At 68.1% G+C, this 25,289-nt stretch carries 23 protein-coding genes and 3 tRNA genes; 11 read left to right on the forward strand and 15 right to left on the reverse strand.

Going from position 1 to position 25,289, the window contains the following annotated elements:
• Nucleotides 1–7: 7 nt before the first annotated feature.
• The 4 genes from K0H49_RS03650 to K0H49_RS03665 all read left to right on the forward strand — a co-directional run bounded on the left by K0H49_RS03650 (nt 8) and on the right by K0H49_RS03665 (nt 1,752).
• Nucleotides 8–1,018: a class 1 fructose-bisphosphatase gene (locus tag K0H49_RS03650; protein WP_219209776.1), complete on the forward strand. Its 1,011-nt coding sequence runs from the start codon at nt 8–10 to the stop codon at nt 1,016–1,018.
• A gap of 11 nt (nt 1,019–1,029) precedes the next feature.
• Nucleotides 1,030–1,105: transfer RNA gene (locus K0H49_RS03655), tRNA-Thr, on the forward strand.
• Between the two features lie 301 nt (nt 1,106–1,406).
• Complete coding sequence (locus tag K0H49_RS03660) at nt 1,407–1,532, forward strand: YHYH domain-containing protein (protein WP_219209777.1); 126 nt, start codon at nt 1,407–1,409, stop codon at nt 1,530–1,532.
• 13 nt (nt 1,533–1,545) lie between these two features.
• The gene (locus tag K0H49_RS03665) at nt 1,546–1,752 is read left to right on the forward strand and encodes a hypothetical protein (RefSeq protein WP_219209778.1); all 207 of its coding nucleotides are present in this window, start codon (nt 1,546–1,548) and stop codon (nt 1,750–1,752) included.
• 203 nt (nt 1,753–1,955) lie between these two features.
• On the opposite strand, the gene K0H49_RS03670 is transcribed toward K0H49_RS03665, so the two are convergent.
• From K0H49_RS03670 to K0H49_RS03695, 6 genes are all read right to left on the reverse strand, one after another.
• Nucleotides 1,956–2,031: transfer RNA gene (locus K0H49_RS03670), tRNA-His, on the reverse strand.
• A gap of 28 nt (nt 2,032–2,059) precedes the next feature.
• The gene (locus K0H49_RS03675; RefSeq protein WP_219209779.1) at nt 2,060–3,964 is read right to left on the reverse strand and encodes a SurA N-terminal domain-containing protein; all 1,905 of its coding nucleotides are present in this window, start codon (nt 3,962–3,964) and stop codon (nt 2,060–2,062) included.
• 378 nt (nt 3,965–4,342) lie between these two features.
• Nucleotides 4,343–4,418: transfer RNA gene (locus K0H49_RS03680), tRNA-Val, on the reverse strand.
• 25 nt (nt 4,419–4,443) lie between these two features.
• Nucleotides 4,444–4,716, reverse strand: a complete 273-nt coding sequence (locus K0H49_RS03685; RefSeq protein WP_183023946.1) for an HU family DNA-binding protein — start codon at nt 4,714–4,716, stop codon at nt 4,444–4,446.
• 312 nt (nt 4,717–5,028) lie between these two features.
• Entirely contained in the window at nt 5,029–6,114 is a 1,086-nt protein-coding gene (locus K0H49_RS03690; RefSeq protein ID WP_219209780.1) for a tartrate dehydrogenase, read from the reverse strand.
• Between the two features lie 2 nt (nt 6,115–6,116).
• On the reverse strand, nt 6,117–7,031 hold the full coding sequence (locus K0H49_RS03695; protein WP_219209781.1) for an alpha/beta fold hydrolase: 915 nt from the start codon (nt 7,029–7,031) through the stop codon (nt 6,117–6,119).
• Nucleotides 7,032–7,105: 74 nt separating this feature from the next.
• Between K0H49_RS03695 and K0H49_RS03700 the strand changes: the two genes are divergently transcribed.
• Entirely contained in the window at nt 7,106–8,032 is a 927-nt protein-coding gene (locus tag K0H49_RS03700) for a LysR family transcriptional regulator (RefSeq protein ID WP_219209782.1), read from the forward strand.
• Here the strand turns inward: K0H49_RS03700 and K0H49_RS03705 are convergent, their stop codons facing one another.
• From K0H49_RS03705 to uvrC, 3 genes are read right to left on the reverse strand one after another with little or no spacing between them, the layout of a single operon-like run.
• On the reverse strand, nt 8,033–8,932 hold the full coding sequence (locus tag K0H49_RS03705; RefSeq protein ID WP_219209783.1) for a DMT family transporter: 900 nt from the start codon (nt 8,930–8,932) through the stop codon (nt 8,033–8,035).
• Nucleotides 8,929–9,495 carry a CDP-diacylglycerol--glycerol-3-phosphate 3-phosphatidyltransferase gene (pgsA, locus tag K0H49_RS03710; protein WP_219209784.1) on the reverse strand — a complete coding sequence of 189 codons (567 nt, stop codon included), beginning with the start codon at nt 9,493–9,495 and terminating at the stop codon, nt 8,929–8,931. Before pgsA ends, K0H49_RS03705 begins: the two co-directional genes overlap by 4 nt.
• Before the next feature lie 46 nt (nt 9,496–9,541).
• Nucleotides 9,542–11,491, reverse strand: a complete 1,950-nt coding sequence (gene uvrC / locus K0H49_RS03715) for an excinuclease ABC subunit UvrC (RefSeq protein ID WP_219209785.1) — start codon at nt 11,489–11,491, stop codon at nt 9,542–9,544.
• A 170-nt stretch (nt 11,492–11,661) separates the two neighbouring features.
• Here uvrC and K0H49_RS03720 point away from each other — a divergent pair, with 170 nt between their 5' ends.
• Both K0H49_RS03720 and earP read left to right on the forward strand, forming a co-directional pair.
• The gene (locus K0H49_RS03720) at nt 11,662–13,686 is read left to right on the forward strand and encodes a gamma-glutamyltransferase family protein (protein WP_219209786.1); all 2,025 of its coding nucleotides are present in this window, start codon (nt 11,662–11,664) and stop codon (nt 13,684–13,686) included.
• A gap of 85 nt (nt 13,687–13,771) precedes the next feature.
• Nucleotides 13,772–14,872 (forward strand): elongation factor P maturation arginine rhamnosyltransferase EarP, encoded by a 1,101-nt coding sequence (earP, locus tag K0H49_RS03725; protein ID WP_219209787.1) that lies wholly within the window; start codon nt 13,772–13,774, stop codon nt 14,870–14,872.
• Here earP and K0H49_RS03730 read toward each other — a convergent pair.
• Complete coding sequence (locus K0H49_RS03730; protein WP_219209788.1) at nt 14,869–15,645, reverse strand: fumarylacetoacetate hydrolase family protein; 777 nt, start codon at nt 15,643–15,645, stop codon at nt 14,869–14,871. The two genes, earP and K0H49_RS03730, sit on opposite strands and share 4 nt — an antisense overlap.
• A gap of 176 nt (nt 15,646–15,821) precedes the next feature.
• Between K0H49_RS03730 and efp the strand changes: the two genes are divergently transcribed.
• From efp to K0H49_RS03750, 4 genes are all read left to right on the forward strand, one after another.
• The gene (gene efp / locus K0H49_RS03735) at nt 15,822–16,376 is read left to right on the forward strand and encodes an elongation factor P (RefSeq protein ID WP_219209789.1); all 555 of its coding nucleotides are present in this window, start codon (nt 15,822–15,824) and stop codon (nt 16,374–16,376) included.
• Between the two features lie 319 nt (nt 16,377–16,695).
• The gene (locus K0H49_RS03740) at nt 16,696–17,823 is read left to right on the forward strand and encodes a YncE family protein (protein WP_257624575.1); all 1,128 of its coding nucleotides are present in this window, start codon (nt 16,696–16,698) and stop codon (nt 17,821–17,823) included.
• 38 nt (nt 17,824–17,861) lie between these two features.
• On the forward strand, nt 17,862–18,959 hold the full coding sequence (locus K0H49_RS03745; RefSeq protein ID WP_219209790.1) for a YncE family protein: 1,098 nt from the start codon (nt 17,862–17,864) through the stop codon (nt 18,957–18,959).
• A 96-nt stretch (nt 18,960–19,055) separates the two neighbouring features.
• On the forward strand, nt 19,056–19,922 hold the full coding sequence (locus K0H49_RS03750; protein ID WP_219209791.1) for an LOG family protein: 867 nt from the start codon (nt 19,056–19,058) through the stop codon (nt 19,920–19,922).
• 12 nt (nt 19,923–19,934) lie between these two features.
• Here K0H49_RS03750 and K0H49_RS03755 read toward each other — a convergent pair whose 3' ends face one another.
• The 5 genes from K0H49_RS03755 to rmuC all read right to left on the reverse strand — a co-directional run bounded on the left by K0H49_RS03755 (nt 19,935) and on the right by rmuC (nt 25,282).
• On the reverse strand, nt 19,935–20,582 hold the full coding sequence (locus tag K0H49_RS03755; protein WP_257624576.1) for a TetR/AcrR family transcriptional regulator: 648 nt from the start codon (nt 20,580–20,582) through the stop codon (nt 19,935–19,937).
• 31 nt (nt 20,583–20,613) lie between these two features.
• Nucleotides 20,614–21,069, reverse strand: coding sequence for a hypothetical protein (locus tag K0H49_RS03760; protein ID WP_219209792.1), 456 nt, complete (start codon nt 21,067–21,069; stop codon nt 20,614–20,616).
• A gap of 82 nt (nt 21,070–21,151) precedes the next feature.
• The gene (locus tag K0H49_RS03765) at nt 21,152–22,681 is read right to left on the reverse strand and encodes an MFS transporter (RefSeq protein WP_219209793.1); all 1,530 of its coding nucleotides are present in this window, start codon (nt 22,679–22,681) and stop codon (nt 21,152–21,154) included.
• A 109-nt stretch (nt 22,682–22,790) separates the two neighbouring features.
• Entirely contained in the window at nt 22,791–23,954 is a 1,164-nt protein-coding gene (locus tag K0H49_RS03770; protein WP_219209794.1) for an MFS transporter, read from the reverse strand.
• Nucleotides 23,951–25,282, reverse strand: a complete 1,332-nt coding sequence (gene rmuC / locus K0H49_RS03775) for a DNA recombination protein RmuC (RefSeq protein WP_219213005.1) — start codon at nt 25,280–25,282, stop codon at nt 23,951–23,953. Before rmuC ends, K0H49_RS03770 begins: the two co-directional genes overlap by 4 nt.
• Nucleotides 25,283–25,289 lie beyond the last annotated feature (7 nt).

Genomic DNA, 25,289 nt, shown 5'->3' on the forward strand with positions numbered 1-25,289 from the left:
AACCTCCATGGCACAACAGAAAATTTCTCTCACCCGCTACCTGGTCGAGCAGCAACGCGCCGACGGCCTCATCCCCGGCCAGCTCCGGCTGCTGCTCGAAGTCGTGGCTCGCGCCTGCAAGAGCATCAGCATGGCCGTCAACAAGGGCGACCTGGGCGGCGTGCTCGGCACCGCCGACAGCGAGAACGTCCAGGGCGAGGTCCAGAAGAAGCTGGACATCATCGCCAACGAGGTGCTGATCGAAGCCAACGAATGGGGCGGTCACCTGGCCGCCATGGCCAGCGAGGAGATGGACAGCATCTACGTGGTGCCCAACCGCTACCCGCAAGGCGAATACCTGCTGCTGTTCGATCCCCTCGACGGCTCGAGCAACATCGACGTCAACGTGAGCATCGGCACCATCTTCAGCGTGCTGAAGAAGCCCGACGACCACCCGGGCGTGCAGGAAGCCGACTTCCTGCAGGCCGGCGCCAAGCAGGTCGCGGCCGGCTACTGCATCTACGGCCCGCAGACCACGCTGGTGCTGACCGTCGGCGACGGCGTGGCGATGTTCACGCTCGACCGCGAACAGGGTTCCTTCGTGCTGACCAAGGAGAACATCCAGATCCCGGCCGACACCAAGGAATTCGCGATCAACATGAGCAACCAGCGCCACTGGGACGAACCGGTGAAGCGCTACATCGATGAATGCCTGGCCGGCAGCGAAGGCCCGCGCGGCAAGGACTTCAACATGCGCTGGATCGCGAGCATGGTCACCGACGTGCACCGCATCCTGATGCGCGGCGGCATCTTCATGTACCCCTGGGACAAGCGCGAACCGGGCAAGCCCGGCAAGCTGCGCCTGATGTACGAGGCCAACCCCATGAGCTGGCTGGTCGAACAGGCCGGCGGCATGGCCACCAACGGCCGCGAACGCATCCTCGACCTGCAGCCGGGCAAGCTGCATGAGCGCGTCAGCGTGGTTTTGGGTTCAAAAAATGAGGTCGAGCGCGTCACCCGGTACCACGACCCGCTATAATCGAAGGCTTAGCCGGTGTAGCTCAGTCGGTAGAGCAGCTCATTCGTAATGAGAAGGTCGGGTGTTCGATTCATCTCTCCGGCACCAAACGCAGAAAGCCCGTTGTCCTCTGGACAACGGGCTTTTTTGTTGTGGCCGCAGCCTGCGCGCTGATCGTGGTGGCGCCCAGAGCACGCCTTGTCGCGGTGCTCGGCACCGCACCCCACCTACTGCCCCCCCCCTCGGACGGCACATGGCGGGAAGCGAAGGATGAGGCCGACACCCCTCCCATGTCGAGGCACCTGGGGCCAAGCGCGCAATAGGTCACGGCGCTACACGCTAACCCCTACGACACATTTAGTTTCAATCGTCAAACTCCTGCTGCCCAAGCCCGGGCGAGGAGAACCCCATGAAGAAGATCGCTTTCGCGTGTGTCTCGCTGCTCATCTGCTGCAGCGCCCTTTCGCACTCCGGCGGCACCGACAAGAACGGCTGCCATCACGACCGCAAGAACGGAACCTACCACTGCCATTGATCGGAGCACGCACATGACCACATCACTGATCGCCCTCCTGCTCAGCGTCTCCGGCAGCCTGACCGCCGCACCGCTCGACACATCCCTTCTCCAGCGCCTCGTGACTTCGTCGGGTATTTCAGCGCCGGCCGTCGAGGCCGCCAATCGCACAGGCAGCCGACGCGTTGGCGGGTCCGGGCGAAGTGGCAAGGGCGGCCGGTACGTCGGCGGACGCAGGTAGTCGGATCTCGCACGTCAAGCCCTCGGCGTACGCAGCCCGCGAACGGCCCTGGAGGCATGGCAAAGGAGCCGCAGCATTGAGGCCCCGAGTGGGCCAAACCCATGCCGGGTCGCGGCGTACAGCCATCAGACGGCTGTCGCTTCTTCTCACGACCCCAGAAACAGAAAAAGGCACCGAGGTGCCTTTTTCATTTCGAGATTTTTTGGGGTGGCTGATGGGACTCGAACCCACGACGACCAGAATCACAATCTGGGACTCTACCAGCTGAGCTACAGCCACCGCAGAGCCTTCTATTGTAGCAACAAAATCAGCGTGCGGAAGCCTCGGCAGGCTGAGGCACCAGGATTTCTGCCTTGAAGCGCGCCTTGAGCAGGTCGTAGTACGCCAGGTTCTCGGCGGCTGTCACGACCTGGACGAACTGGGCATTCTCCTGCTTGGCACCGTCGGGCGTGGGCGCCACGCGCGCCACGTCCTTGACGACGCGCATCACGGCATAGCCTTCGGCGCCCAGATCGACACCCACCAGCGCGGGCAGACGGGTGGCATCGGCACGCAGCGCGGCCTCGACCACCAGCGGCGACTGCGACTGCGCATCGAGGCGCGACAGCGTGAGCGGCGCGCCGAGTGCGGCGCTGGCCGGGGTGGCCTGCCAGGCGGCGAGCTTGGCTTCGCCTTCGGCCTTGGCCAGCGCGGCGGCGCGCTGGGCGACCAGCTGCGTGCGCACCGTTTCCTTGACTTCGGCCAGCGGCATCGCGTGGGCGGCCTCGTATTTGACGACCCGGCCCGACGCCAGCTGGTTGGGGCCGATCTCGATGGCTTCGGTGTTGTGCTTGCGGGACAGCGAATCGGCCGCGAACAGCGCCGACAGGAAGTTGGTGCTGGCCAGCGGGCCGGTGGCGCCGGGCTGCGGCGTGCGGGCCACGTTGGCGGCCGTGCGGATCGTCAGCTTGAGCTTGTCGGCGGCGGGCTGCAGGCTGTCGGGCTGCTGGTAGACCGTGTCGGTGAAGGTCTCGGCGGCCTTGGCGAACTCCTGCGTGGCCTGCTGGCCGCGCACTTCGTTCTCGATCGTGGCACGTGCCTGCTCGAAAGGCTGCAGCACGCCCGGCTTGATGTCCTTGAGCTGGATGATGTGGTAGCCGAACTCGGTCTCGACGACGTTGCTGATCTCGCCCTTCTTGAGCGCGAACATCGCATCTTCGAAAGGCTTGACCATCGCGCCGCGCGTGACGAAGTCGAGGTCGCCGCCCTTCTCCGCCGAGCCCGGGTCCTGCGAGTTCTTGCGTGCCACGTCGGCAAAGGTGTCGGGCGCCTTCTTCACCTGGGCCAGCAGCTGCTCGGCCTTGGCGCGCGCCGCTTCGCGCTCGGACTTCGAGGCGCTCGCGGGTGCGGTGATCAGGATGTGGCTGGCGCGGCGTTCCTCGGGCGTGCCGAAGCGGGCGCTGTTCTGTTCGTAGTAGCTCTTGAGGTCGGCGTCGGTCACGGCGATGTTCTTCTTCGCCGCATCGAGGTCGAGCACCAGGTACTCGACGCTGGCCTGCTCGGGCGCCTGGAACTGCGCCGCATGGTCCTTGTAGAAGGCCTCGATGTCGGCATCGCTGACCGTGACCTTGGCCTTGAAGTCCACCGGGTTGAAGCGCGCCAGTTGCACCTCGCGGCGATCGTAGAAGGCATTGAAGGTGGCTTGCGCCTGCGCGGGCGTCGTGAAGGCCGTGCCGGACACGCCCAGCAGCACCTGTTGCGTGGCCAGGTCGGAGCGCACCGCGGCTTCGTACTGTTCCGGCGTGCGGCCGGTGGCCATCATGAAGCGCTCGCGGTCGAACTTGCCGTCGGCGGTGCGGAACGAGGCCAGGCTGGTGTCTTCGGCGAACAGGCGGGCGAGCCGGTCTTCGGAGACGGTCATGTTCGACTTGGTGGCCGCGACGGCCAGCACACGGTCGCGCACCATGCGTTCGAGCGTGGCGTAGCGTGCCGCATCCGAATCGAGCACGGCGGCCTCGACGTTGGGCATCTGGCGGCGGATGCGGTCGACCTCGTTGCGATGCTGCTGGTCCCACTCGGGACGGGTGATGTCATGACCGTCGACGCGCGCCACCTTCTCGCCCTTCTGGTCGCCCTGGTAGCGGTCGACGCCGAACAGCACGAAGGACGGAATGATCAGCAAGAACAAGAAGCCCATGACGATCTTGTTGTACCTGCGGAAGAACTCAAACATGCTTGAAGACTCTCTGTGACGAATGCCGGAAGGCAAAACAAAAAGGCGAACATCTGTTCGCCTGGTTGCCGGGTGGTGAACGCCGAAGGCCTCGCGCCGCGGCTGGCTCCTTGCGAGGGAGCTGGCAAGCTCCACGAATCCATGACTCAGCGAAGCGGCCGACCAGCGTTGCGAACTGCCTGACGGGGCCTGCCCATTTTATCAGCATGGTCCGGCACCCCGCGATCAGCCTCGGTGCGCGCAGCGGTTTAAGCGCGGACGATGCATCGAAGGCGGGGCATTCCGCCGCCTGCAGGCAAGGGAAGCAAAGGGCCGGCACCAAAGAAAAAGGGCCCGGAACGCTCCGGGCCCTTTCACATGGATTCACGCACAAACGGGTGGTGGGTGCTGACGGGCTCGAACCGCCGACCTGCGCCGTGTAAAGGCGACGCTCTACCAACTGAGCTAAGCACCCCCGTTGTGCAGCGAAGGATTGTCTCTCAGTTCAGCGCGTCTTTCAGTGCCTTGCCCGGACGAAACTTCGGAATTTTTGCAGCCTTGATCTTGATGGCTTCACCGGTGCGCGGGTTGCGACCCGTGCGTGCGGCACGCTTGCCCACCGCGAAAGTACCGAAACCGACGAGCGACACGGAGTTGCCCTTCTTGAGCGTTGTACGAATGGCGCCGATGGTGGACTCGAGTGCGCGCGTGGCAGCGGCTTTGGAGATGTCGGCGTTTTTTGCGATGTGCTCAATCAGTTCGGTCTTGTTCACGAGGGCCCCTCAAAGGAAAAGTGGATCGGTTTTCATCAGATGCACGGCCGGCTCGCGACGGAACACTCGGCGACGGATACGCAGGCGAATCTGACGTGTCGGCAGCGGACCGCCGATGATGATTACAACCACAGGGCTACGGGGTGTCAATAAGTCACGCGCCCGCGCTGCCCTGCGGGGACGGCGATTCTAGGGCCTGTTCACCCTGTTTCCGGGGATCGCGTGGGATGAATCAGACGCTGGATGCAAGGCGCAGGCGCGCAGCAAGGCTTGTGCCTTGCTGCGCGGGCGACGCCGAGGCGGGCCCTGAAATCAGAGCGCTTCGGCGATCGCCCGGCCCAGGTCCGAGGTGCCGGCCGTGCCGCCGATGTCGGCCGTGCGCGGTGCGCCGCTGCCGGGTGCGAGCACCTTCTCGATGGCGCCCAGGATCGCGTCGTGCGCATCCTTGTGGCCCAGGAACTCGAGCATCATCGCGCCGCACCAGATCTGGCCGATCGGGTTGGCGATGCCCTTGCCCGCGATGTCGGGCGCCGAGCCGTGCACCGGCTCGAACAGCGAGGGCGTGGTGCGCTCGGGGTTGAGGTTGGCGCTGGGCGCGATGCCGATGGTGCCGGTGCAGGCCGGGCCGAGATCGGACAGGATGTCGCCGAACAGGTTGCTCGCCACCACCACGTCGAAGAAGTCGGGGCGCTGCACGAAGTGCGCGGTCAGGATGTCGATGTGGAACTTGTCGAGCGTGATGCCCGGGTAGTTCTTGGCCATCGCGGCCACGCGCTCGTCCCAGTAGGGCATGGTGATCGAGATGCCGTTGGACTTGGTGGCGCTGGTCAGGTGCTTCTTGGGCCGCGACTGCGCAAGTTCGAAGGCGAACTTGAGCACGCGGTCGACGCCGATGCGCGACATCACGGTCTCCTGCACCACGATCTCGCGCGACGTGCCTTCGTACATCCGGCCGCCGATGCTCGAGTACTCGCCTTCGGTGTTCTCGCGCACGATGTACATGTCGATCTCGCCGGGCTGGCGCGGCGTGCCGTCGCGGCGCACCACGGGCGCAACGATGCCGGGCATCAGGCGCGCGGGGCGCAGGTTGATGTACTGGTCGAACTCGCGGCGGAACAGCAGCAGCGAGCCCCACAGCGAGACGTGGTCGGCGATCTTCTCGGGCCAGCCGACCGCACCGAAATAGATGGCGTCGTGGCCGCCGATCTGGTCCTTCCAGTTGTCGGGCAGCATCTTGCCGTGCTTCTCGCAATAGTCCCAGCTCGAGAAATCGAAGTGGTCGAACTTGAGGTTGATGCCGAACTTGCGCGAAGCCGCGTCGAGCACGCGCAGGCCCTCGGGCATGGTTTCCTTGCCGATGCCGTCGCCGGCGATGACTGCGATGCGATGGGTGCTCATGGTCAGATGTCCTTGGAAGAAGAAGAGTTGTCGTCTCTGGATTTTTGAAAGAAGGTCAGCGCCTCGCGCACCAGCGCGTCGGGGGCTTCCTCGGGAAGGTAGTGGCCGCAGGGCAGCGTGCCGCCCGACACGTCGTCGGCGACCTCGCGCCACAGCGCCAGCACGTCGAAGCATTTTCCGACCACGCCGTGTTCGCCCCACAGCACGCGCAGCGGCTGGGTCAGGCGGCGGCCGGCGGCGATGTCTTCGCGGTCGTGCACCAGGTCGATCGAGGCCGAGGCGCGGTAGTCCTCGCACACCGCCTCGGCCGTGCCGGGCAGCGCCGCGCAGCGTTCGTATTCGGCCAGGGCCTCGGGCGCGAAGGGCGCCAGGCCCGCATGCCGGCCGCCCATCACGCTGCGCACGTAGCGCGCCGGGTCGGAAGACAGCAGGGCTTCGGGCAGCGGCGGCGGCTGGATCAGGAAGAACCAGTGCCAGTAGGCGCGCGCAAAAGCCTCGGAGGTGTTCGCATACATGGCCAGCGTGGGTGCGATGTCCAGCAGCAGCAGCCGCTCGACCGCGGCCGGATGGTCGGCCGCCAGCCGATGCGCCACGCGCGCGCCGCGGTCGTGGGCCAGCACCTGGAAGCGATCGAAGCCGTGATGCCGCATCACGGCCACGGCATCGCGCGCCATCTCGCGCTTGCTGTACGCGAGGTGCTCGGCGTCGGCCGCGGGCCGGCCCGAATCGCCGTAGCCGCGCAGGTCCATCAGCACCACCGTGAAATGCGACGCCAGCGCGGGCGCCACGCGATGCCAGATCGCATGCGTTTGCGGATGGCCGTGCAGCAACAGCAGCGCCGGGCCGCTGCCGCCGATGCGGCCGTGCAGCGCGACGCCGTCGCGTTGCAGATCGAAGGGGGTGAAGTCTTTGAACACGCGTCGATTGTGCGTTGCCCTCCCCCGCGCTTCAAGCAACAATCATCGAATTGATTATTTCCCTTGAGGCTTGAATGGAACGCGCCGACCTCGAACTCGTGACCACCGTGCGGCACCGCGGCAGCCTGGCCGCAGCGGCCGCGGCGCTGGGTGTGGCGCCCTCGGTGGTTACCAAGCGGCTGGCCGCGCTCGAGGGCCGGCTGGGACAGCGCCTGTTCGAGCGCACCACCCGGCGGCTCAACCTCACGGCCGAGGGCGAGGCCGTGTGCCTGCACGCCGACCGGCTGCTCGAGGGTTTCGCCGCGCTCGAGGCCGAGCTCAGCGAGCGCCAGAGCGCGCTGCGCGGCCGGCTGCGCATCGCCGCCACGCTGGGTTTCGGCCGGCGCTGGGTCGGGCCGGCGCTGGCCGAATTCCAGCAGCGCCATCCCGGGCTGCAGATCGACCTGCAACTCAGCGAGCAATTGCCCGACCTGGGCGTCGACGGCTACGACGGCGCGCTGTGGCTGTGGTCGGTGCAGGGCGCGCACAGCGCACACTGGATCTCGCGCCGGCTCGCGCGCAACCAGCGCATCCTGGTTGCGTCGCCGGCCTACCTGTCGGCCCACGGCACGCCGCGTGCCCTGGAGGAACTCGCGGCGCATGCCTGCCTGATCGTGCGCGAAAACACCGAGGCCCAGGGCGCGGGCCGGGAGCACTGGGCGCTCAAGCACGACAAGGAGAGCACCCTGTCGCGCGTGCGCGTGCAGGGGCCGCTGTCGAGCAACTCGGGCGAAATGGTGCGCGACTGGTGCCTGGCCGGCCGCGGCATCATGCTGCGCAGCCTCTGGGACATCGCGCCCCAGCTCGCGAGCGGCGAACTGGTGCGGGTGCTGCCGCACCACGCGATGCCCGACGCCGACATCCACTGGATCGCGCCCTGGCGGCCCAAGACGCCGCGCCGCGTGCGGCTGCTGATCGACTTCCTGGCCGAGCAGTTCCGCAGCGAGCCCTGGAAGCCCTAGCTAGGCGCCAGCCGAAGCCTTGCCCTCGCGCACCACCAGCCCCACACCCAGCGCCGTGACCGCGGTGCCGAGCAGCGTCAGCGCCGTGATCTGTTCGGAGAACAGCAGCCAGGCCATGAGCGCGGTGGTGGGCGGCACCAGATACAGCAGGCTGGTGACCGCCGCCGCCGTGCCGCGCTGGATCAGGATGTAGAACAGCGAACTGCCGCCCAGCGACAGGGCGAACACCGACCAGGCCATGGCGCCGCCCGAGTACAGGTTCCACTGGATCGGTGCCGTCTCCAGCCAGGCAAAGGGCAGCGTGAACAGCAGCGCCGCGCAGAATTGCACCAGGCTCGCGCTGCGCACGTCGCAGGGCGCGACGAAACGCTTCTGGTACAGCGTGCCGACCGTGATCGAAGCCAGCGCCGCGAGCGCCAGGCTCACCGTCAGCAGGCTGACCTCGCCGCTGTCGCCGAACTTGCGCGACACCACCATCACCAGGCCCGCGAAACCCAGCAACAGGCCGGCCCACTGCCGCCGCGTGACCGCCCCGCCGCGCATCGACAGCCAGATCCCGGTGAGCACCGGCTGCAAACCGACCATCAGCGCGACCAGCCCGGCTCCCATGCCCGCATGCACCGCAGCCCACACGCCCGCCAGATACCCCGCCTGCACCAGCACGCCGGTCACGGCCAGATGTCCCCATTGCCGGCGCGTGGCCGGCAGCGCGATGCGCGCCACGCCCACCCACACGGCAAAGCACAGGATCGACAGCGCATAGCGCACCGCGAGGAACTTGAGGGGCGGCGCATAGGGCATGCCGTAGCGCGCGACGATGAAGCCGGTGCTCCAGATCAGCACGAACACACCCGGCAGGAAACGCAGCCAGCCCGCCGTACGGGCTGCCGCCGCGGTCATTTGGTGCGGGCCCGGATCTCGGGGATGGCCTTCTGCAGGTAGTACACCATCGACCAGACGGTGAGCACGGCCGACACCCAGATCAGCCACTGGCCCCAGAGACCGGTGTCGATGAAGCCGAACAGATGGCCGTCGAACAGCAGGAAGGGAATGGCCACCATCTGGACCACGGTCTTGACCTTGCCCAGCATGTGCACCGCGACGCTCTTGGCGGCGCCGATCTGCGCCATCCATTCGCGCAAGGCGGAAATGGCGATCTCGCGGCCGATGATGATCAGCGCCACGAACACGTCGGCGCGCTGCAGGTGCACCAGCACCAGCAAGGAGGCGCAGACCAGGAACTTGTCGGCCACCGGGTCGAGGAAGGCGCCGAAGGCCGAGGTCTGGTTGAGCTTGCGCGCCAGGAAGCCGTCGAGCCAGTCGGTGGCGGCGAACACGATGAACATCACCGTGGCGATGAGATTGCGCATCGGCTCGGCGATGGGCAGATAGAACACGCCCACGATCAACGGGATCGCGATGATCCGCGTCCAGGTCATGATCGTCGGGAGGGTCCAGAACATGCCGCGATTGTGCATGACGCGAACGGATGTCATCGAGGCCGATCCATCAGTGCAGCGCCCGGTAGATTTCCTCGGCCAGATCGGAGGCGATGCCCTCGACCGACGCGATGTCCTCCACGCTCGCCGCCGCCACGCCGCGGATGCCGCCGAAGCGTTGCAGCAGGCGGGCCCGGCGCTTGGGGCCGATGCCCGGGATGTCCTCGAGCTGGCTGCCGCCCACCCGCACCTTGGCGCGCTTGGCGCGCATGCCGGTGATGGCGAAGCGGTGCGCCTCGTCGCGGATCTGTGCCACCAGCATCAACGCGGCCGAGTCCTTGCCGAGATAGACCTTCTCGCGGCCGTCGGCGAACACCAGTTCCTCGAGCCCGACCTTGCGGCCCTCGCCCTTTTCCACGCCGACGATCAGCGACAGCGGCAGGCCCAGTTCGCTGAACACCTCGCGCGCCATCGACACCTGGCCCTTGCCGCCGTCGACCAGCACCAGGTCGGGCATGCGCGCGGCGCGCGTGGCCGGCGGCGCGTCGCTGCCCGCGCCATCGGCATCGCCGGGCGTGGGTGCGTCGGTCTCGGCCGCCATGGCCTCGGCCAGCTTGGCATAACGGCGATGCAGCACCTGGCGCATCGCCGCGTAGTCGTCGCCCGGCGTGATGCCCTCGATGTTGTAGCGGCGGTATTCGCGGTTCTGCATCGCATGGTGCTCGAACACCACGCAAGAGGCCTGCGTCGCTTCGCCGGCCGTGTGCGAGATGTCGAAGCACTCGACGCGGAAGCTGTCGAGATCGTCCGGCGCAAGCTCCAGCGCGTCGGCCATCGCACGGGTGCGGGCCTGCTGCGAGCCCTCCTCGGCCAGCAGCCGCGCGAGCTGCAGGTCGGCGTTGGTCTGGGCCATCTCGAGCCAGTGGCGGCGCTGCTCGCGCGGCTGGAACACGGCCGTGACGCGCACGCCGGCCTGCTGCGAGATCGCCTCGACCAGCTCGCGGCTCACGGACTGGCTCAGCACCAGCGTGGCCGGCACCGGCACGTCGATGTAGTGCTGGGCGATGAAGGCCTCGAGCACCTGCACCTCGATCGGCTCGGAGGCAGCCGATTCGTCGTCCAGTTCCCCCAGATGGATCTGGGCCGCATCCTCGACGTGCACCGGGAAATAGGCCCGGTCGCCCAGGTGCCGGCCGCCGCGCACCATCGCGAGGTTCACGCAGGCCTTGCCGCCCTGCACCTTGACCGCCAGGATGTCGACGTCCTTGTCGGAGGCGATCTCGATCGACTGCTGATGCAGCACGCGCGAGATGGCCGACATCTGGTTGCGCAGCTCGGCCGCCTGCTCGAACTCGAGCTTCTCGGCATGCGTGGTCATGCGCTGCTCGAGCTTCGACAGCACGAGCTGGGTGTCGCCCATCAGAAAAGCCTCGGCGCTGGCCACGTCCTGCGCATAGGCCTCGGGCCCGATGTGGCCGACGCAGGGCGCGCTGCAGCGCTTGATCTGGTAGAGCAGGCAGGGTCGCGTGCGGTTGGCGTAGACCGTGTCCTCGCAGGTGCGCAGCTTGAAGACCTTCTGCAACAGCTGGATCGACTCCTTGACCGCCCAAGCGCTGGGGTACGGACCGAAGAAACGGTGCTTGCGGTCGGTCGCGCCGCGGTAGTAGGCCAGGCGCGGGAAGGTGTGCGCCGCGATCTTCAGGTAGGGGTAGCTCTTGTCGTCGCGGAACAGGATGTTGTAGCGCGGCTTGAGCGTCTTGATCAGGTTGTTCTCGAGCAGCAGCGCCTCGGCCTCGGAGCGCACCACGGTGGTCTCCATGCGCACGATCTTGGAGATCATGTGGCCGATGCGGGTGCCGCCGTGGCTCTTCTGGAAATAGTTGGCGACCCGCTTCTTCAGGTTGCGGGCCTTGCCCACATACAGCACAGCGCCGGCCGCGTCGAAATAGCGGTAGACACCCGGCAACTGCGGCAGGGCCGCGACTTCGCTGAGGAGTTGATCGGAGTGCACGTCGGACATGGCGGCTATTGTGGCTTGCAGAAAAAACCGTCGCCGCCGCAAGTCGGGACCTCCCCGCTGTGCCACGGGTGAAAAGCTGGGGCAAGATCGAAGGGTTGGCACGACACGTGCTCAACGAAGAAGTCGCGTCATGCGACTTTTGCCTTTCTAGAAATCCCAAAAAAATAGCAATGAAGAAAAATCAACCCTGGTGGATCCTCACACCGATCGCCCTGTCGCTCTCGCTCTTCGGATGCGGTGGCAGCGACAACAACAACGGCGCCCCGCCTGTCGTCACCCCGCCGACCACTGTCACGCCCCCGGTCGCGGTCGACAACAGCTGCCTCACGACCAACCCCGGCACCACGCCCGTGGTGGTCGGCTCCGGCGACCCCGGTGACCCGGCCGCGCCCGAACAAGCCTCCGGCTATGTGATCGGCCACAAGCTGGTCACGGCCAAGAGCTACATGGTGGTGGCCAACCACCCGCTGGCCACCAAGGCCGGCTGCGACGTCCTCAAGGCCGGCGGCAGCGCTGCCGACGCGGCGATCGCGGTGCAGGCCGTGCTCGGGCTGGTCGAACCCCAGTCGAGCAGCCTGGCCGGCGGCGCCTTCATGCTCTATTACGACGCGAAGACCAACAAGGTCCAGGCCTACGACGGCCGCGAGACGGCCCCGGCGGCCGCCACGGGCGACTACCTGCGCTACATCGACGCGGCCAACCAGACCACGCCGGTGCCCAGTGCCCGCGCCAGCGGCCGCTCCATCGGCACGCCCGGCGTGATGCGCATGCTCGAGATGGCACACGGCGACCACGGCAAGCTGGCCTGGAAGGACCTGTTCGGCGAAGGCACGCGGCTCGCGACCGACGGCTTCAAGATCGGGGGGCGCATGGCCGCGGCCATCGCGGGATCGGCAACGAGCCTCAAGCGCGACGCCGAGGCCACCGCCTATTTCCTCGACGCGGCCGGCAACGCCAAGCCGCTGGGTGCCACGCTGACCAACCCGGCCTACGCCGCGGTGCTCAAGGCCATCGCGACCCAGGGCGCCGACGCGATGTACACCGGCAAGATCGCCGAGGACATCGTCGCCAAGATCCGCATCACGCAAGCCGTCGATGGCACGGCCATCACGCCCGGCCTGACCACGCTGGACGACCTGAAGAACTACCAGGCCAAGCGCCGCGAGCCGGTTTGCGCGACCTACCGCGCCTACTACATCTGCAGCATGTCGCCGCCGTCCTCGGGTGGCATCGGCGTGCTGTCGTCCCTGGGCATCCTGGAAAACTTCGACCTCAAGGCGCAGACCCCGACCAGCATCGACCTCGAAGGCGGCAAGCCCACGGTGATGGGCGTGCACCTGGTGTCCGAAGCCGAGCGCCTGGCCTATGCCGACCGTGACAAGTACGTGGCCGACACCGACTTCGTGCCCCTGCCGGGCAACAGCCCCGACACGCTGATCAACAAGACCTACATGCGCGCGCGCGCCAAACTGATCGACCCCACCAAGTCGATGGGCGTGGCGCAGCCGGGTGACTTCGGCGTGCTGCCCCAGGGGATTGACACGACCGTCGAGCATGGCACGACGCACTACTCGATCGTCGACAAGGAAGGCAACGTGGTCACCATGACGACCACGGTGGAATCCACGCTCGGTTCGTACCACATGAGCCACGGCATCATGCTGAACAACCAGCTGACCGACTTCAGTAAGGATCCGACCGACGACCTCGGCGCCCCGATGGCCAACCGCGTCCAGCCCGGCAAGCGCCCGCGCAGCACGATGGCACCCACGATGGTGTTCAACGGCACCGGTCCTGGCGACTTCCTGATGGCCACCGGTTCGCCCGGCGGCGGCACGATCATCCAGTACGTGGTCAAGACCGTGGTCGGCGCCCTCGACTGGGGCCTCGATGCACAGCAGGCGACCTCGCTGGTCGATTTCGGTGCAACGAACTCCACCACGACCTCGGTGGGCGGTGAGCACCCGAACATCATCAAGACGCCCCTGGGCAACGGCAAAGATGATGGCGGCGCCAACGACCCACTGGTGCTTGGCCTCACCGCGCTCGGTCACAAGGTCTCGACCGGCGCGCAATCCAGCGGCATCAGCACCATCATCCGCGTCAAGGACAAGACAGGCAGCGGCTCGGTGCTGACCGGCGGCGCCGACCCGCGCCGTGAAGGCATCGTGCTGGGCGACGTCGTCACGCCCTGACAGCGCGCCGCACCCGGTGCGGCAATGCGCTAGGCTCCCGCGATCGACAGGCCGCGGGGGCCTTTTTCATTTGCGGGCCGACTTCATGCGCTGGGACATCTTCTGCCGGGTCATCGACAACCACGGCGACCTCGGGGTCTGCTGGCGGCTCGCGCGCCAGCTGGCCGCGCGCAGTGAAAGCGCGCGCCTGTGGGTCGACGACGGCCGTGCGCTGGCCTGGATGGCGCCGGACGGATGCGCGGGCGTCGAGGTGATCGACTGGTCGGATGCCGAAGCGGTCGAGGCGGCCGCACGGGCGGCCCCGCCCGATGTGCTCATCGAGGCCTTCGGCTGCGAGCCGGCGCCGGCACTGATCGCACGCCACGCCGAACACGCGCGCACGCCCGGCTTTCGCGGCGCCTGGATCAACCTCGAATACCTGTCGGCCGAACCCTATGTCGAGCGACTCCACACCCTGCCCTCCTCGGTGTTCCGCGGACCGGGCGCAGGCCTGACCAAACGCTTCTTCTACCCCGGCTTCAGCCCCCGCACCGGCGGCCTGCTGCGCGAGCCTGCGCTGGCGGCGCGCCAGGCCGGCTTCGACCGCGCGGCATGGCTGGCTTCGCAGCGCATCGATTGGCAAGGCGAACGGTTGGTCTCGCTGTTCTGCTACGAGCCGTCACGGCTCGCTGCGCTGCTGGAGCAATGGGCCGCAGGCGATGCGCCGGTGCGCCTGCTGGTCACGGCCGGTCGCGCGGCGCAGGCCGTGCGTGCGGCGCTGAACCTGTCAGCGGAGGCCTCCGCTGCAACATCGGGACGTCTGTCGATCCACTTCCTGCCGCTGCTCACACAAGACGACTTCGACGCGCTGCTGTGGAGCTGCGACCTCAATTTCGTGCGCGGCGAGGATTCGCTGGTGCGCGCACTCTGGGCCGGCCGGCCCTTCGTCTGGCAGATCTACCCGCAGGACGACGACGCGCACCACGTCAAGCTCAACGCCTTTCTCGATGCGGTCGAGGCGCCGCCCAGCCAGCGCGCGTTTCACCACGCCTGGAACGACACGAACGATGCCGATCCATCGGCGCCGGACGCGGCCACGCTCGACGACTGGGCCCGGGCCGCGCAACGCGCGCGTGAAGCGCAACAGGCCCAGGACGACCTGCTGACGCAGCTGATGCGCTTCGTCGACGCCCTGCCCCGCCCCTAGACCAGGGTCAGCGTCGCTTCGCCGATCTCCTCGAAGGCCGCGTGCACCACGGCCGGCCCTTCGAGCCAGACCATGCCGCACCACGAACCGGTCGTCAGCACGCTGCCGGCCGGCAGCCGGTCATGGCGCGCCACGCCATGCTGCAGCCATTGCGGCGCCATCCACATCGGGTCGCCGCAGGGGTGCGCGCCCTGGTAGCGCCCGACCTGCACGCCGTCGACGGTGAGCGTGGCGACCTGCTGCTGCCAGTCGATGGCCTGCATCGGCCGCCAGTCGCCCAGCACCAGCGCGCCGTTGGACTGCAGGTCGGCCATGCGCAGCGGCGCCGGCGCGTGCTCGCCGCCCTGCCAGCGGTAGTCGACCAGTTCGATGGACACGGCCATGGCGTCGAACAGCGCGACCGGATCGTGGACCGCACGGGCCGCCAGGTCGACCGCCGAAACGTCGCGCGCCAGGCGGAACGCGACTTCGATCTCGATGCCCAGGCGATGGAAGTCGGCGACCGCGAGACGGCCCGGCGACGGGCGCACCCAGACGGGGGGCAGCCGGGCGAACGCGGCGACCGAGGTCGGCGTCGGACCGCCGCCCTTCCAGGCACCGGGCGCATCGGGCGCGTCGGCCCAGCCCAGTTCGGCGGCCACGCGCTCCTGCACGGTGTTGATGTCTTGCGACGTCAGCGCCGTGTCTTTCCAAGGGGTCTCGTCGGCGGCGATGCCGCTGCGACGGGCCGCGACGAGCGCGGCGGCGATGTCGTTGAGGGTGTCGTTTTGCACCCCGCGAGTCTGCCCGAAATAGGCGGTCTTCGTGAAAACCGCTAAAATCAGCGGCTCTCCAAAATTTGCCGCCGCTGTCCAACTGCGAATGTTCAAGTCCGCAGCATTGCAATCCCTGATTGCAAATAGCTTCGACGGCCTGCCGCAACCCTGCGGCCAACCAGCCAGACAACGTTATGAAAATCGCTCAAGAAATCCGCGCCGGCAACGTGATCATGCACGGCAAGGACCCGATGGTCGTCCTCAAGACCGAATACAGCCGTGGCGGCCGCAACTCGGCCACCGTGCGCATGAAGCTCAAGAGCCTGGTCGCGAACTTCAACACCGAACAGGTGTTCAAGGCCGACGACAAGATCGAGCAGATCGTGCTCGAGAAGAAGGAGTGCACCTACTCCTACTTCGCCGACCCGCTGTATGTCTGCATGGACACCGAGTACAACCAGTACGAAGTCGAAGCCGAGAACATGGGCGACGCCCTGAACTACCTCGAAGACGGCATGTCGCTCGAAGTGGTGTTCTACGACGAGAAGGCCATCTCGGTCGAACTGCCGACCAGCGTCGAGCGCGAGATCACCTGGACCGAACCCGCCGTCAAGGGCGACACCTCGGGCAAGGTGCTCAAGCCTGCCAAGATCTCGACCGGCTTCGAAGTGCCCGTGCCGCTGTTCGTGTCGCAAGGCGACAAGATCGAAATCGACACCCGCACCGGCGAATACCGCAAGCGCGTCTAAAGAGAAACGGGGCCCTCCGGGCCTTTGTTCCGCACATCCCCAAGGGCTCCGCAAGGAGCCCTTGTCGTTTGTGCACCGGCCTGCTCCCCGAGGCTGCCCCTGCGTGCCGCGCAGGCAGCGCGGCCCTCCCTCATTTGTCATCGGTTTGTGTCGCCGGTGCCGCGCGCGCCTGCCGGTCGTCGCGACCGCTTCCAAAGCGTGATGGATTTGCAGGCCGACGGCCTCCTTGTCGTCGGCGGGACGTTTCACGGCTTCGATGCGCTCCTACCATCGCCGCCGCTTGCACCGTCCTCCAACGCACTCCAAAAAGGTTGCTTTCATGCCATCGCTTCACATCGACCACGGCCGGCGTTCTTCGCGCCGGCTTTCCCTTCTGCGTACCTTGCTCATGGGCCTGTGCCTCGCGGCCGGCCTGGCCCAGGCCCAGCCCCCTGCGCCGGTCGGTCCGCCCGGCAGGCTTTACCTGCCCGAAGTGGCGAACAACACGATCGCGGTGATCGACACCGCCACGGCGAAGATCACCGAACGCATCCCGGTGTCGTTCCCCGCCTCGCGCCCCGCGGTGATGGCCGCCACGCTCGACGGCAGCAAGATCTACGTCGACAACTTCGGCCTGGTTCCCGCCACCATTTCGGTGATCGACCGCAAGAGCGGCGGCGTGAAAACGGTGCCGGTCGAAAGCACACCGCTGGGCGCCTTCACCTCGCAGGACGGCAGCGAGATCTACCTGCCCGAGGTCGGCTTCGTGGTCGAGGTCGTGAGCACCAAGACCGACGCCGTGGTGCGCCGGCTGCGCTTCGCGGACATCCCCGTGTCCTCGATCAGCGGGCCCGACGGCAAGCTGTACGTGGGCTTCCAGTCGGGCCTGCTGGGCGTCTACGACCCGCTCACCGGCGCCGAGATCAAGAGGCCCATCTGGAGCGGCGGCCTCGGCCCCTTCTGGTTCAGCTTCACCGCCGACGGCAGGAAACTCTATGTCGACACGGTCAACCAGATCGGCGTGATCGACGTCGCGAACTGGATGCTGACCAAGACCCTCAGCACCAACAGCAGCGGCGTCTACCGGCCCAGCGATCCCGGCGCCTTCGTCTCCACCCTGTCGCCCGACGGCACGAAGCTCTACGTCACGGTGTTCGGCGACACCGGCCTGCGCGTGCTGGACCTGGCCACCGACAAGATCACCAAGATCATCCCCACCACCGGCTCCACCACCAGCGTGATGTTCAGCGCCGACGGCACGCGCGGCTACATCAGCGACCTCGGCCCCAGCTCGGCGAAGTTCAAGGGGCCGCTGGGCGAGGTGGTGCTGTTCGGCAACCTCGTGACCCTGGGCCTGCTGGGCCCGGGACAGGTGATCGTGTTCGACCCCAAGACCGACCAGACGGTGGGCGCGCCGATCCCGACCCAGGCCGGGCCGGGCGTTCCGGCCTGGGTTCCGCTGCTCTGAGCGGCGTCGCGAGACGAACCGCCACAGGCGTCATGACCATGAACACCCATCCATCCTCGACACGATGGCCGCGCGCCGTCGTCACCCTTCTGATGGCCGCAGCGCTGTTGCCCATCGCACGGCTCGCCGTCGCCGATCCGTTGGCACCGGCGGCCGTTGCGCGCCATCTCGGCTATGTGCCGGTCTCCGGCGAGGGCGCGGTCTACGTGATCGACACGGCCACCCAGACCTTGCTGAAGAAGATCCCCGACGTCGGCTCGCACCCCACCGTGCTGCGCATGCTGCCGGACCGCTCGAAGATCTACGTCGACAACTTCGGGCCGGAGCGTGGCGAGATCTCGGTCATCGACACGCTCACCGACACCGTGGTCAAGAAGATTCCCACCCACGGCCTGCCCTTCGCCTCGATACAGCTCGCACCCGACGGCCGCTTCCTGTACGTGCCCACCTCGGCCTCGCTGATGCAGGTGATCGACACCCGAAGCGATCGGGTGGTGCGCAGCTTCGCCCTGCCGGGGTCGCCCATCGCGATCGAGGTCGGCCCCGACGGCCAGCGCCTCTACGTGTTCTTTTCGGACAACACGGTGGCCCCGTTCGACGCGCAGACCGGTGCCCAGCTTCGGCCTCGCCTGCCGGTGCAGGGCGTAGGGCCGGACTGGGGTGCGCTGAGCGCCGACGGCCGCAAGCTCTATGCGATGAACGAGTTGAGCGACAGCATCTCGGTGATCGACACCCAGGCCTGGGCGGTCGTCAAGAACCTGCCGCTGCCGCCGGGCAGCGCGCCGGTCTCGGGCACGCTCACGCCCGATGGCAGCCAGCTGTATGTGTGCAACATCGGCACCCGCGACATCTCGATCATCGACACGCGCACCGACACCCTCGTCAAGGTGGTCCCGACGCAGCATGCGCCCGTGGTCGTGGGCTTCAGCGCGGACGGCCGGCGCGCCTACCTGAGCGACCTGGGCGCCGCCTCCGCGGCTTTCTCCGCCCCGCTGGGCGGCACGATCGGGCTGGCCTTCTTCTCGTTCCTGCCAGGCCTGCCGGGCCACGTCGTGACCTACGACACGCGCAGCCACCAGCCGATCGGCCGCCCGGTGGTCACCGGCACCGGACCGATCGTCGGCGTCTACGACTGAGCGCGCGTCACCTCAGGCGCATGCAGGGTCTTGTGCGGGCCTTGCAGGGCGCCAATGGCGAGGCTGCACAATCGGATGCTTCTCGCTCGACTCACCATGACCAACACCACACACGACCTCCACGACAAGCGACTGGCCGACGCCTGGGCCACGCTGCAGGCGCATTCGGACAAGGGCTTGCCGCTGGACCGCGACCCTTCGCGCCTGGCCTTCGCCGACCCCGAGTTCCTGCTGCGCCGCGAGACGCGCGGGCTGCGCATGCAGCTGGAACTCATGAAGCCCGACCTGCAGATGCGCGAGCACGGCATCGAGAACACGGTGGTGGTGTTCGGCAGCGCGCGCTTCCGCAGCGAGGAAGAGTCGGCCACGCTGATCGCCCAGGCCGAAGCCGCCGGCAATGCCGAGGCCGCCGCACGCTGGCGCAAGCTGGCGCGCAACTCTCACTACTACGAGGAGGCGCGCGCCTTCGGCAAGCTGGTGGCGCAGTACAGCGCCGACAAGGAGCCCGAGGACAAGCTGTTCATCTGCACCGGCGGCGGCCCGGGCATCATGCAGGCGGCCAACCGCGGCTCGCACGAAGGTGGCGGCCTCAACATCGGCCTGGCGATCGCGCTGCCGATGGAAGAAGAACCCAACCCCTACGTCACGCCGGCGCTGAGCTTCAAGTTCCACTACTTCGCCATCCGCAAGATGCACTTCATGATGCGGGCGAAGGCACTGGTGGCCTTCCCCGGCGGCTTCGGCACGCTCGACGAGCTGTTCGAGGTGGTGACGCTGGTGCAGACCCGCAAGTCCAAGGCGGTGCCGATCGTGCTGTTCGGCTCCGAGTACTGGAAGCGCCTGATCGACTTCGACTTCCTGGTGGACGAAGGCGTGATCTCGCCGCAGGACATCGACCTGTTCCGCTACGTCGACACGCCCGAAGACGCCTGGGCCGCCGTCAAGCGCTTCTACGCACTCTGATCGCGCCGCGCCTCAGGCGTCGACGTCGTCGGCGTCGGGGCGCAGCGCCTGCTCGAAGAAGCGCGTGAGCGCACGCGCACGCCGGCGCCGGTCGGCCAGCGGATCGGCCGCCGGCCCCATGGCCACCGCATCGTCGGCCACGCCGTGCAATGCGTTGAAGAGGATCACGGCCGTCAGGGTCGCATCCTCCACATCCCACACGCCCGCCGCGTCACCGCGCCGGAGCAGCCCCACCAGTTGCGTGATGACCGCGTTGTCGTTGCGCATGCGCCGGTCCTCGGGCCGGTACTCGTGGAACACCACGTCGTGCAGCGCGACGTTGTCGAGGTAGATCTCGAGCCCGGTCGCCACCCAGGCCTTGAGCCGGGCCCGGTGGTTGTCGGCGCGGTGCCGGTCCATCGCCTCCTGCAGGCGCGCGCAGAAGTTGTCGACGAAGCGCTGCTGCAGCGCGCCGAGCATCGCCTCCTTGGACGGGAAGTACAGGTAGAAGGTGCCCTTGGCCACCTGCGCACCGGCCGCGATGTCGTCGATGCTGGTGCTTGCGATGCCCTTGGCGATGAACAGCCGCTCGGCCGCATCCATCAGCGCCAGGGCGCGGGTCTCGGGGGCCTTGGTGCGGCGGCGCGGCGCGGCCTCGGCGTCGTCGGGGATCGGGTTCATGGCCATCTCGCCTTGGGTCACGCCGACGTTTTCAACCGACGCTCGCGGCCATGCGCGCCGTCCCGATGGCCTCGCGCACGGCCCGCAGGTCGAAGCGCAGCCCGCGCGGCGTCATCACGCGCTCGTCGATCCACGCCAGCGCATCGTCGGTGTCGGCAAAGGTGCCGGCGGGCACGCCGAAGAGTTTCTCCACATTCATCTTGCGCATCCTCTCGTACTGGTCGGCGGGCACCACGCTGGCCATGCCCATCACGTGGCGGCGGATGTCGGCGCCGCGCGCCTGCAGCCACTGCTTCGCATTCTGGGCGCTGCCTTCGGGATGCACCAGCGCCTCGGCGTCGGCGAACACGCGCAGGGACACGAAGGGCTCGCCGCGGTCGAGCCAGCGGTTCCAGTCGTCGGTGAAGGCCTGCATGCCCTCGAGGGTCTGCAGTCCGGACGAGACGCTGATGACGAGCGGCCACTGGCCGAGGTCGTGATGGATCATGGAGAACTCCTGGGAAAGAATCGAACGAAGGCGTGCGCCGAGGCGCACCGGGACCAGCGCGGCGGGCATGGGAAGCAAGGCCTCAGGCGCGGGCCGGCTGCACGGCGCGGCGCGGCCTGACGCTCACCAGCAGCCCCGCCGCCAGCAGCCCGGCCAGCCCGGCGCAGGCCATGGCGGCCTGGAAGCCACCGGCGAGCGCGCCGGCCAGAAGCTGGTGGGCCGTGGCCGCGTCGAGCGAAGCCAGCGCGCCCAGGTCATGGCGGCCGACCGCGGCCACCGCCGCCTGCTGCGCATCGCGCAACCCCGCCTGCGCGAGCGCGTCAGCAAGCAGGGCCGTGGCGCGCGTGCTCATCAGCGTGCCGAGCAGCGCGATGCCGATCAGCATGCCGGCCTGGCGCAGCGCATTCGTGGTGGCCGAGGCCATGCCCGAACGCTGCGCCGGCACCGAGGCCATCACGGCCGTGCTCGTGGCCGGCACCGCCAGGCCCGACCCCGCGCCGAGGAACACGAAGAGCAGCGCCAGCCAGGGGTACGGCGTGTCGGCGGAGAACAGCGTCAGCAGCAGCATCGTGGCGCCGATGAGCCCGTAGCCCGCGACCATCAGCGTGTGCACCGCATACCGCCGGGCCAGGCGGCCGAACTGCGAAGCCACCAGCCCGGTCGCGACGAACTGCGGCACCAGCCGCCAGCCGGTCTCGCTGGGCGACAGGCCCTGCACCTGCTGCAGGAACAGCGAGAAGAAGAACAGGCTGGCATACGACGAGAAGCCCAGCACGAACGATGCGAAGTTGGTGACCGAGAAACGCGCATCGCGGAACAGCGCGAGCGGCAGCAGCGGCCGTTCGACGCGCGCCTCCACCACCAGGAACAGCGCCAGCCCGACGGCGGCGGCCACCAGCGCGGTCGCGGCCTGCGCCGAGCCCCAGCCGTGCTCGCCGGCCGCGATCAGGCCGTAGGTCAGCGCACCGAGCCACAGCACGCTGAGCACCTGCCCCGCCGGGTCGAGCGCCGCATGCTCTGGATGGGCGCTCTCACGGATGCCCCAGAGCCCGAGGCCCACGGTCAGAAGGCCGATCGGCAGGTTGACGAGGAAGATGCTCTGCCAGCCCGCATGGTCCACCAGCACCCCGCCCAGCAGCGGCCCGAGGATCAGCGACAGCGCGGTGAACGAGGACCAGCCGCCGATCACCCGCGCCCGGGCCGCGGGCTCGGGGAAGGCATGGGCCAGTAGCGACAGCGCGCCCGGAATCATCAGGGCGCCGGCCACGCCCTGCACGGCCCGCCCGGCCAGCAGCATGGGCAGGCTGCCGGCCAGCGCGCACATCGCGGAGCCGAGGGTGAACACCCCCACGCCGAGCAGCCAGGCGCGCTTGCGGCCGTAGCGGTCGCCCAGCGGGCCGGCCAACAGCATGAACGCCGACAGGCACAGCGCGTAGATGTCGATCACCCACTGCAGGCCGGCGAGGTCGGTGGAGAGCGCGCGCTGCAGCGTGGGCAGCGCGACGTTGACGATGCTCACGTCGAGCGTGGCGATGAAGCTGCCGAGGTACACGGCCGCGACGAGCGCGAGGCGCCGGCGCGGATCGGTGGCCGGCGGGGAAAGCGGGTCCATGGACGCCTTCAAGTCATTGAGGAAGGCGCCGATACTGACTTCAAGTCAGTATCCTGTCAATCAAATGAGAATTGATCGCATTTGAAACGTGGTTTTCGGGGCGCGGACGTCAGAGCTTCAGCCCCCAGGTCGCGCGCGCCCCGACCACCAGCACACCGCCCACCACCCAGAACACGCCGGTGATGCCGATCAGCGCGCCGAGCGAGCCGAACAGCATGGGCATGGCCACGCTCGAGGCGTTGATGGTCATCAGGCGCAGGCCCAGCGCCTCGCCGTGGCGTGCGTGCGGCGTGATCTGGTGCAGCATGCTCATCACCATCGGCTGCACCGCCCCCAGCGCGAAGCCGAGCATCACCGAGCACAGGCCCATGGTCCAGGGCGACTCGAGCAGCGGATAGACCGAGAACACGGCCGCCGTGACCAACGTGGACGTCAGGATCACGCTGCGCTCCGAGGCGCGCGAGGCGATCAGTGGCAGCACCACGCGGATGAAGGCCGCGGCGATCGCGAAGGCGCCGAGGATCGAGCCGATCACCGAAGCGCTGATGCCGCGCTCGTGCCCCAGCACCGGCAGCACGAAGGCATGCACGTCCCAGCTCGAGGACTGCAGCCAGTTGACGAACAGCAGGCGCCTGAACATCGGCTCGCGCAGCAGGTCCCAGGCGCGCGTGGGCACGGCGCCCGCGGCAGCGACCACCAGCGGCGGCTCGTCGGCGCCGCGCGCCAGCATCCAGCACAGGATCGGCAGCACCGCCATCACGCCGAAGCAGATGCGGAAGGCCATCAGGTCGGCCGGCGCGAGCCCGGCGTGGTCGATCAGCATGCCGGCCAGGAAGGGCCCGACGAAGTTGGCCGCGGCCGGCGCGATGGCCAGCCAGCTGAACACGCGCTTGAGTTGCGTCGAGTCGGTGGCCGAGCGCCCCACGTGGCGCTGCAGCGCGATGACCGTCGCACCCGTGGCGCCGCCGGTCAGCAGGGCCGCGAGGCACATCACCGGGAAGACCGGAAAGACCACCACCAGCCCCGCACCCAGCGAGGCCGCGATGACCGAGAACCAGAGCGGCCGCTTGAAACCGTAGCGGTCGGCGAAGCGCCCCGCGGGCAGCGCCAGGAACACCTGGGTGAGCGCGAACAGCGCGATCAGCACGCCGACCGCCGCCGCGCTGTAGCCCTGCTGCAGCGCCAGCAGCGGCGTGGCCAGCCGCATGCCCGCCATGGTGGCGTGCAGGCAGACCTGGGCCCCGATGACGCGCAGGAGTTCGGCGCCTTTCACGGCGTGCCGTCGCCGTCGGTGTCGGCCGTGCCCGGCAGCAGCACCTGCGACTGCGCCTCGGGCAGGGCCTCGACCTTGCGCAGCGCCAGGCGCATCTGCTTGGCGCGCGTGTCGGCCTTGTCGAGCGTGTCGGAGGCCTTGGCCACCTGCTCCTTGATGCGCGCGACCCATTCGCCGTAGCGCTCGAACTCGGTCTTGACCGCGCCCAGCACCTTCCACACCTCGGAGGCCTGGTGCTCCAGCGCCAGCGTGCGAAAGCCCATGTGCAGGCTGTTGAGCATGGCCAGCAAGGTGGTCGGGCCGGCCAGCGTCACACGGTGCTGGCGCTGGATCGCGTCCATCAGGCCGGGCCGGCGCAGCACCTCGGCGTAGAGGCTCTCGACCGGCAGGAACAGGATCGCGAAGTCGGTGGTGTGCGGCGCCGCGAGGTAGTTCTCGGCGATCGACTTGGCTTCGGTGCGGATGCGGGCCTCGAGCGCCTTGGCCGCGAGTTCGGCACCGGCGGCATCGGCGCGCTCGTGGGCGTCGATCAGGCGTTCGTAGTCGTCGCGCGGGAACTTGGCGTCGATGGGCAGCCAGACCGGCGCCCCGTCCTCGCCGCGCCCCGGAAAACGGATCGCGAAGTCGACGCGCTGGCCGCTGCGCGGCTTGGTCTCAACCTGCTTGGCGTACTGGTCGGGCGTGAGCACCTGTTCCAGCAAGGCCTCGAGCTGGACCTCGCCGAAGATGCCGCGCGTTTTCACGTTGGTCAGCACGCGCTGCAGGCTGCCCACGCCGACGGCCAGCGTCTGCATCTCGCCCAGGCCCTTGTGCACCTGGTCGAGCCGGTCGGCCACCTGCTTGAAGCTCTCGCCGAGCCGCGCCTCCAGCGTGGTCTGCAGTTTCTCGTCGACCGTCTGGCGCATCTCGTCGAGCTTGGCGGCATTGCTCTGCTGCAGTTGCGCGAGCTGCGTTTCCATGGTCGTGCGGACTTCGGCGAGACGGCGTGCGTTCGATTCGGACAGCCCCTGCAGCTGCGTGCTGAGCGTGTCGGCCAGCGTCTTCTGCAGCAGGGTGAGCTGCTGCGCGAAGGCGTCGATCTGCGCGTTCTGCGTGCGCGTCGCCTCGGCCCCCTGCTGCACCAGCGCGGCCTGGAAGCTGGCGAAGTTCTGGCCCAGCTCCTGCCGCGTGCCGCGCGCGGATTCGCCGATCTCCTGGCGCAATCCGCGTTCGGTGCGTTCATGGCCGGCGGCGAGCGCAGCCGCCAGTTCGGCATGGTGATCGGCCGCCGGGCGTCGCAGCAGCAGCACCACCAGCAGGATGAAGTTCAAGGCCACCAGGGCCAGCAGGATCCAG

It is taken from the genome of Variovorax boronicumulans (assembly GCF_019352895.1).
Classification (GTDB): Bacteria; Pseudomonadota; Gammaproteobacteria; order Burkholderiales; family Burkholderiaceae_C; genus Variovorax; species Variovorax boronicumulans_A.

What these genes read in the sequence shown, in the direction of transcription:
- uvrC (WP_219209785.1), bottom strand. Translation starts at nt 11,491, where the DNA reads ATGTCCGACGTGCACTCCGATCAACTCCTCAGCGAAGTCGCGGCCCTG.
- K0H49_RS03660 (WP_219209777.1), top strand. Translation starts at nt 1,407, where the DNA reads ATGAAGAAGATCGCTTTCGCGTGTGTCTCGCTGCTCATCTGCTGCAGC.
- K0H49_RS03760 (WP_219209792.1), bottom strand. Translation starts at nt 21,069, where the DNA reads ATGATCCATCACGACCTCGGCCAGTGGCCGCTCGTCATCAGCGTCTCG.
- K0H49_RS03665 (WP_219209778.1), top strand. Translation starts at nt 1,546, where the DNA reads ATGACCACATCACTGATCGCCCTCCTGCTCAGCGTCTCCGGCAGCCTG.
- earP (WP_219209787.1), top strand. Translation starts at nt 13,772, where the DNA reads ATGCGCTGGGACATCTTCTGCCGGGTCATCGACAACCACGGCGACCTC.
- K0H49_RS03650 (WP_219209776.1), top strand. Translation starts at nt 8, where the DNA reads ATGGCACAACAGAAAATTTCTCTCACCCGCTACCTGGTCGAGCAGCAA.
- K0H49_RS03690 (WP_219209780.1), bottom strand. Translation starts at nt 6,114, where the DNA reads ATGAGCACCCATCGCATCGCAGTCATCGCCGGCGACGGCATCGGCAAG.
- K0H49_RS03745 (WP_219209790.1), top strand. Translation starts at nt 17,862, where the DNA reads ATGAACACCCATCCATCCTCGACACGATGGCCGCGCGCCGTCGTCACC.
- pgsA (WP_219209784.1), bottom strand. Translation starts at nt 9,495, where the DNA reads ATGTTCTGGACCCTCCCGACGATCATGACCTGGACGCGGATCATCGCG.
- K0H49_RS03765 (WP_219209793.1), bottom strand. Translation starts at nt 22,681, where the DNA reads ATGGACCCGCTTTCCCCGCCGGCCACCGATCCGCGCCGGCGCCTCGCG.
- K0H49_RS03720 (WP_219209786.1), top strand. Translation starts at nt 11,662, where the DNA reads ATGAAGAAAAATCAACCCTGGTGGATCCTCACACCGATCGCCCTGTCG.
- K0H49_RS03705 (WP_219209783.1), bottom strand. Translation starts at nt 8,932, where the DNA reads ATGACCGCGGCGGCAGCCCGTACGGCGGGCTGGCTGCGTTTCCTGCCG.
- K0H49_RS03700 (WP_219209782.1), top strand. Translation starts at nt 7,106, where the DNA reads ATGGAACGCGCCGACCTCGAACTCGTGACCACCGTGCGGCACCGCGGC.
- K0H49_RS03740 (WP_257624575.1), top strand. Translation starts at nt 16,696, where the DNA reads ATGCCATCGCTTCACATCGACCACGGCCGGCGTTCTTCGCGCCGGCTT.
- K0H49_RS03675 (WP_219209779.1), bottom strand. Translation starts at nt 3,964, where the DNA reads ATGTTTGAGTTCTTCCGCAGGTACAACAAGATCGTCATGGGCTTCTTG.
- K0H49_RS03750 (WP_219209791.1), top strand. Translation starts at nt 19,056, where the DNA reads ATGACCAACACCACACACGACCTCCACGACAAGCGACTGGCCGACGCC.
- efp (WP_219209789.1), top strand. Translation starts at nt 15,822, where the DNA reads ATGAAAATCGCTCAAGAAATCCGCGCCGGCAACGTGATCATGCACGGC.
- K0H49_RS03755 (WP_257624576.1), bottom strand. Translation starts at nt 20,582, where the DNA reads ATGAACCCGATCCCCGACGACGCCGAGGCCGCGCCGCGCCGCCGCACC.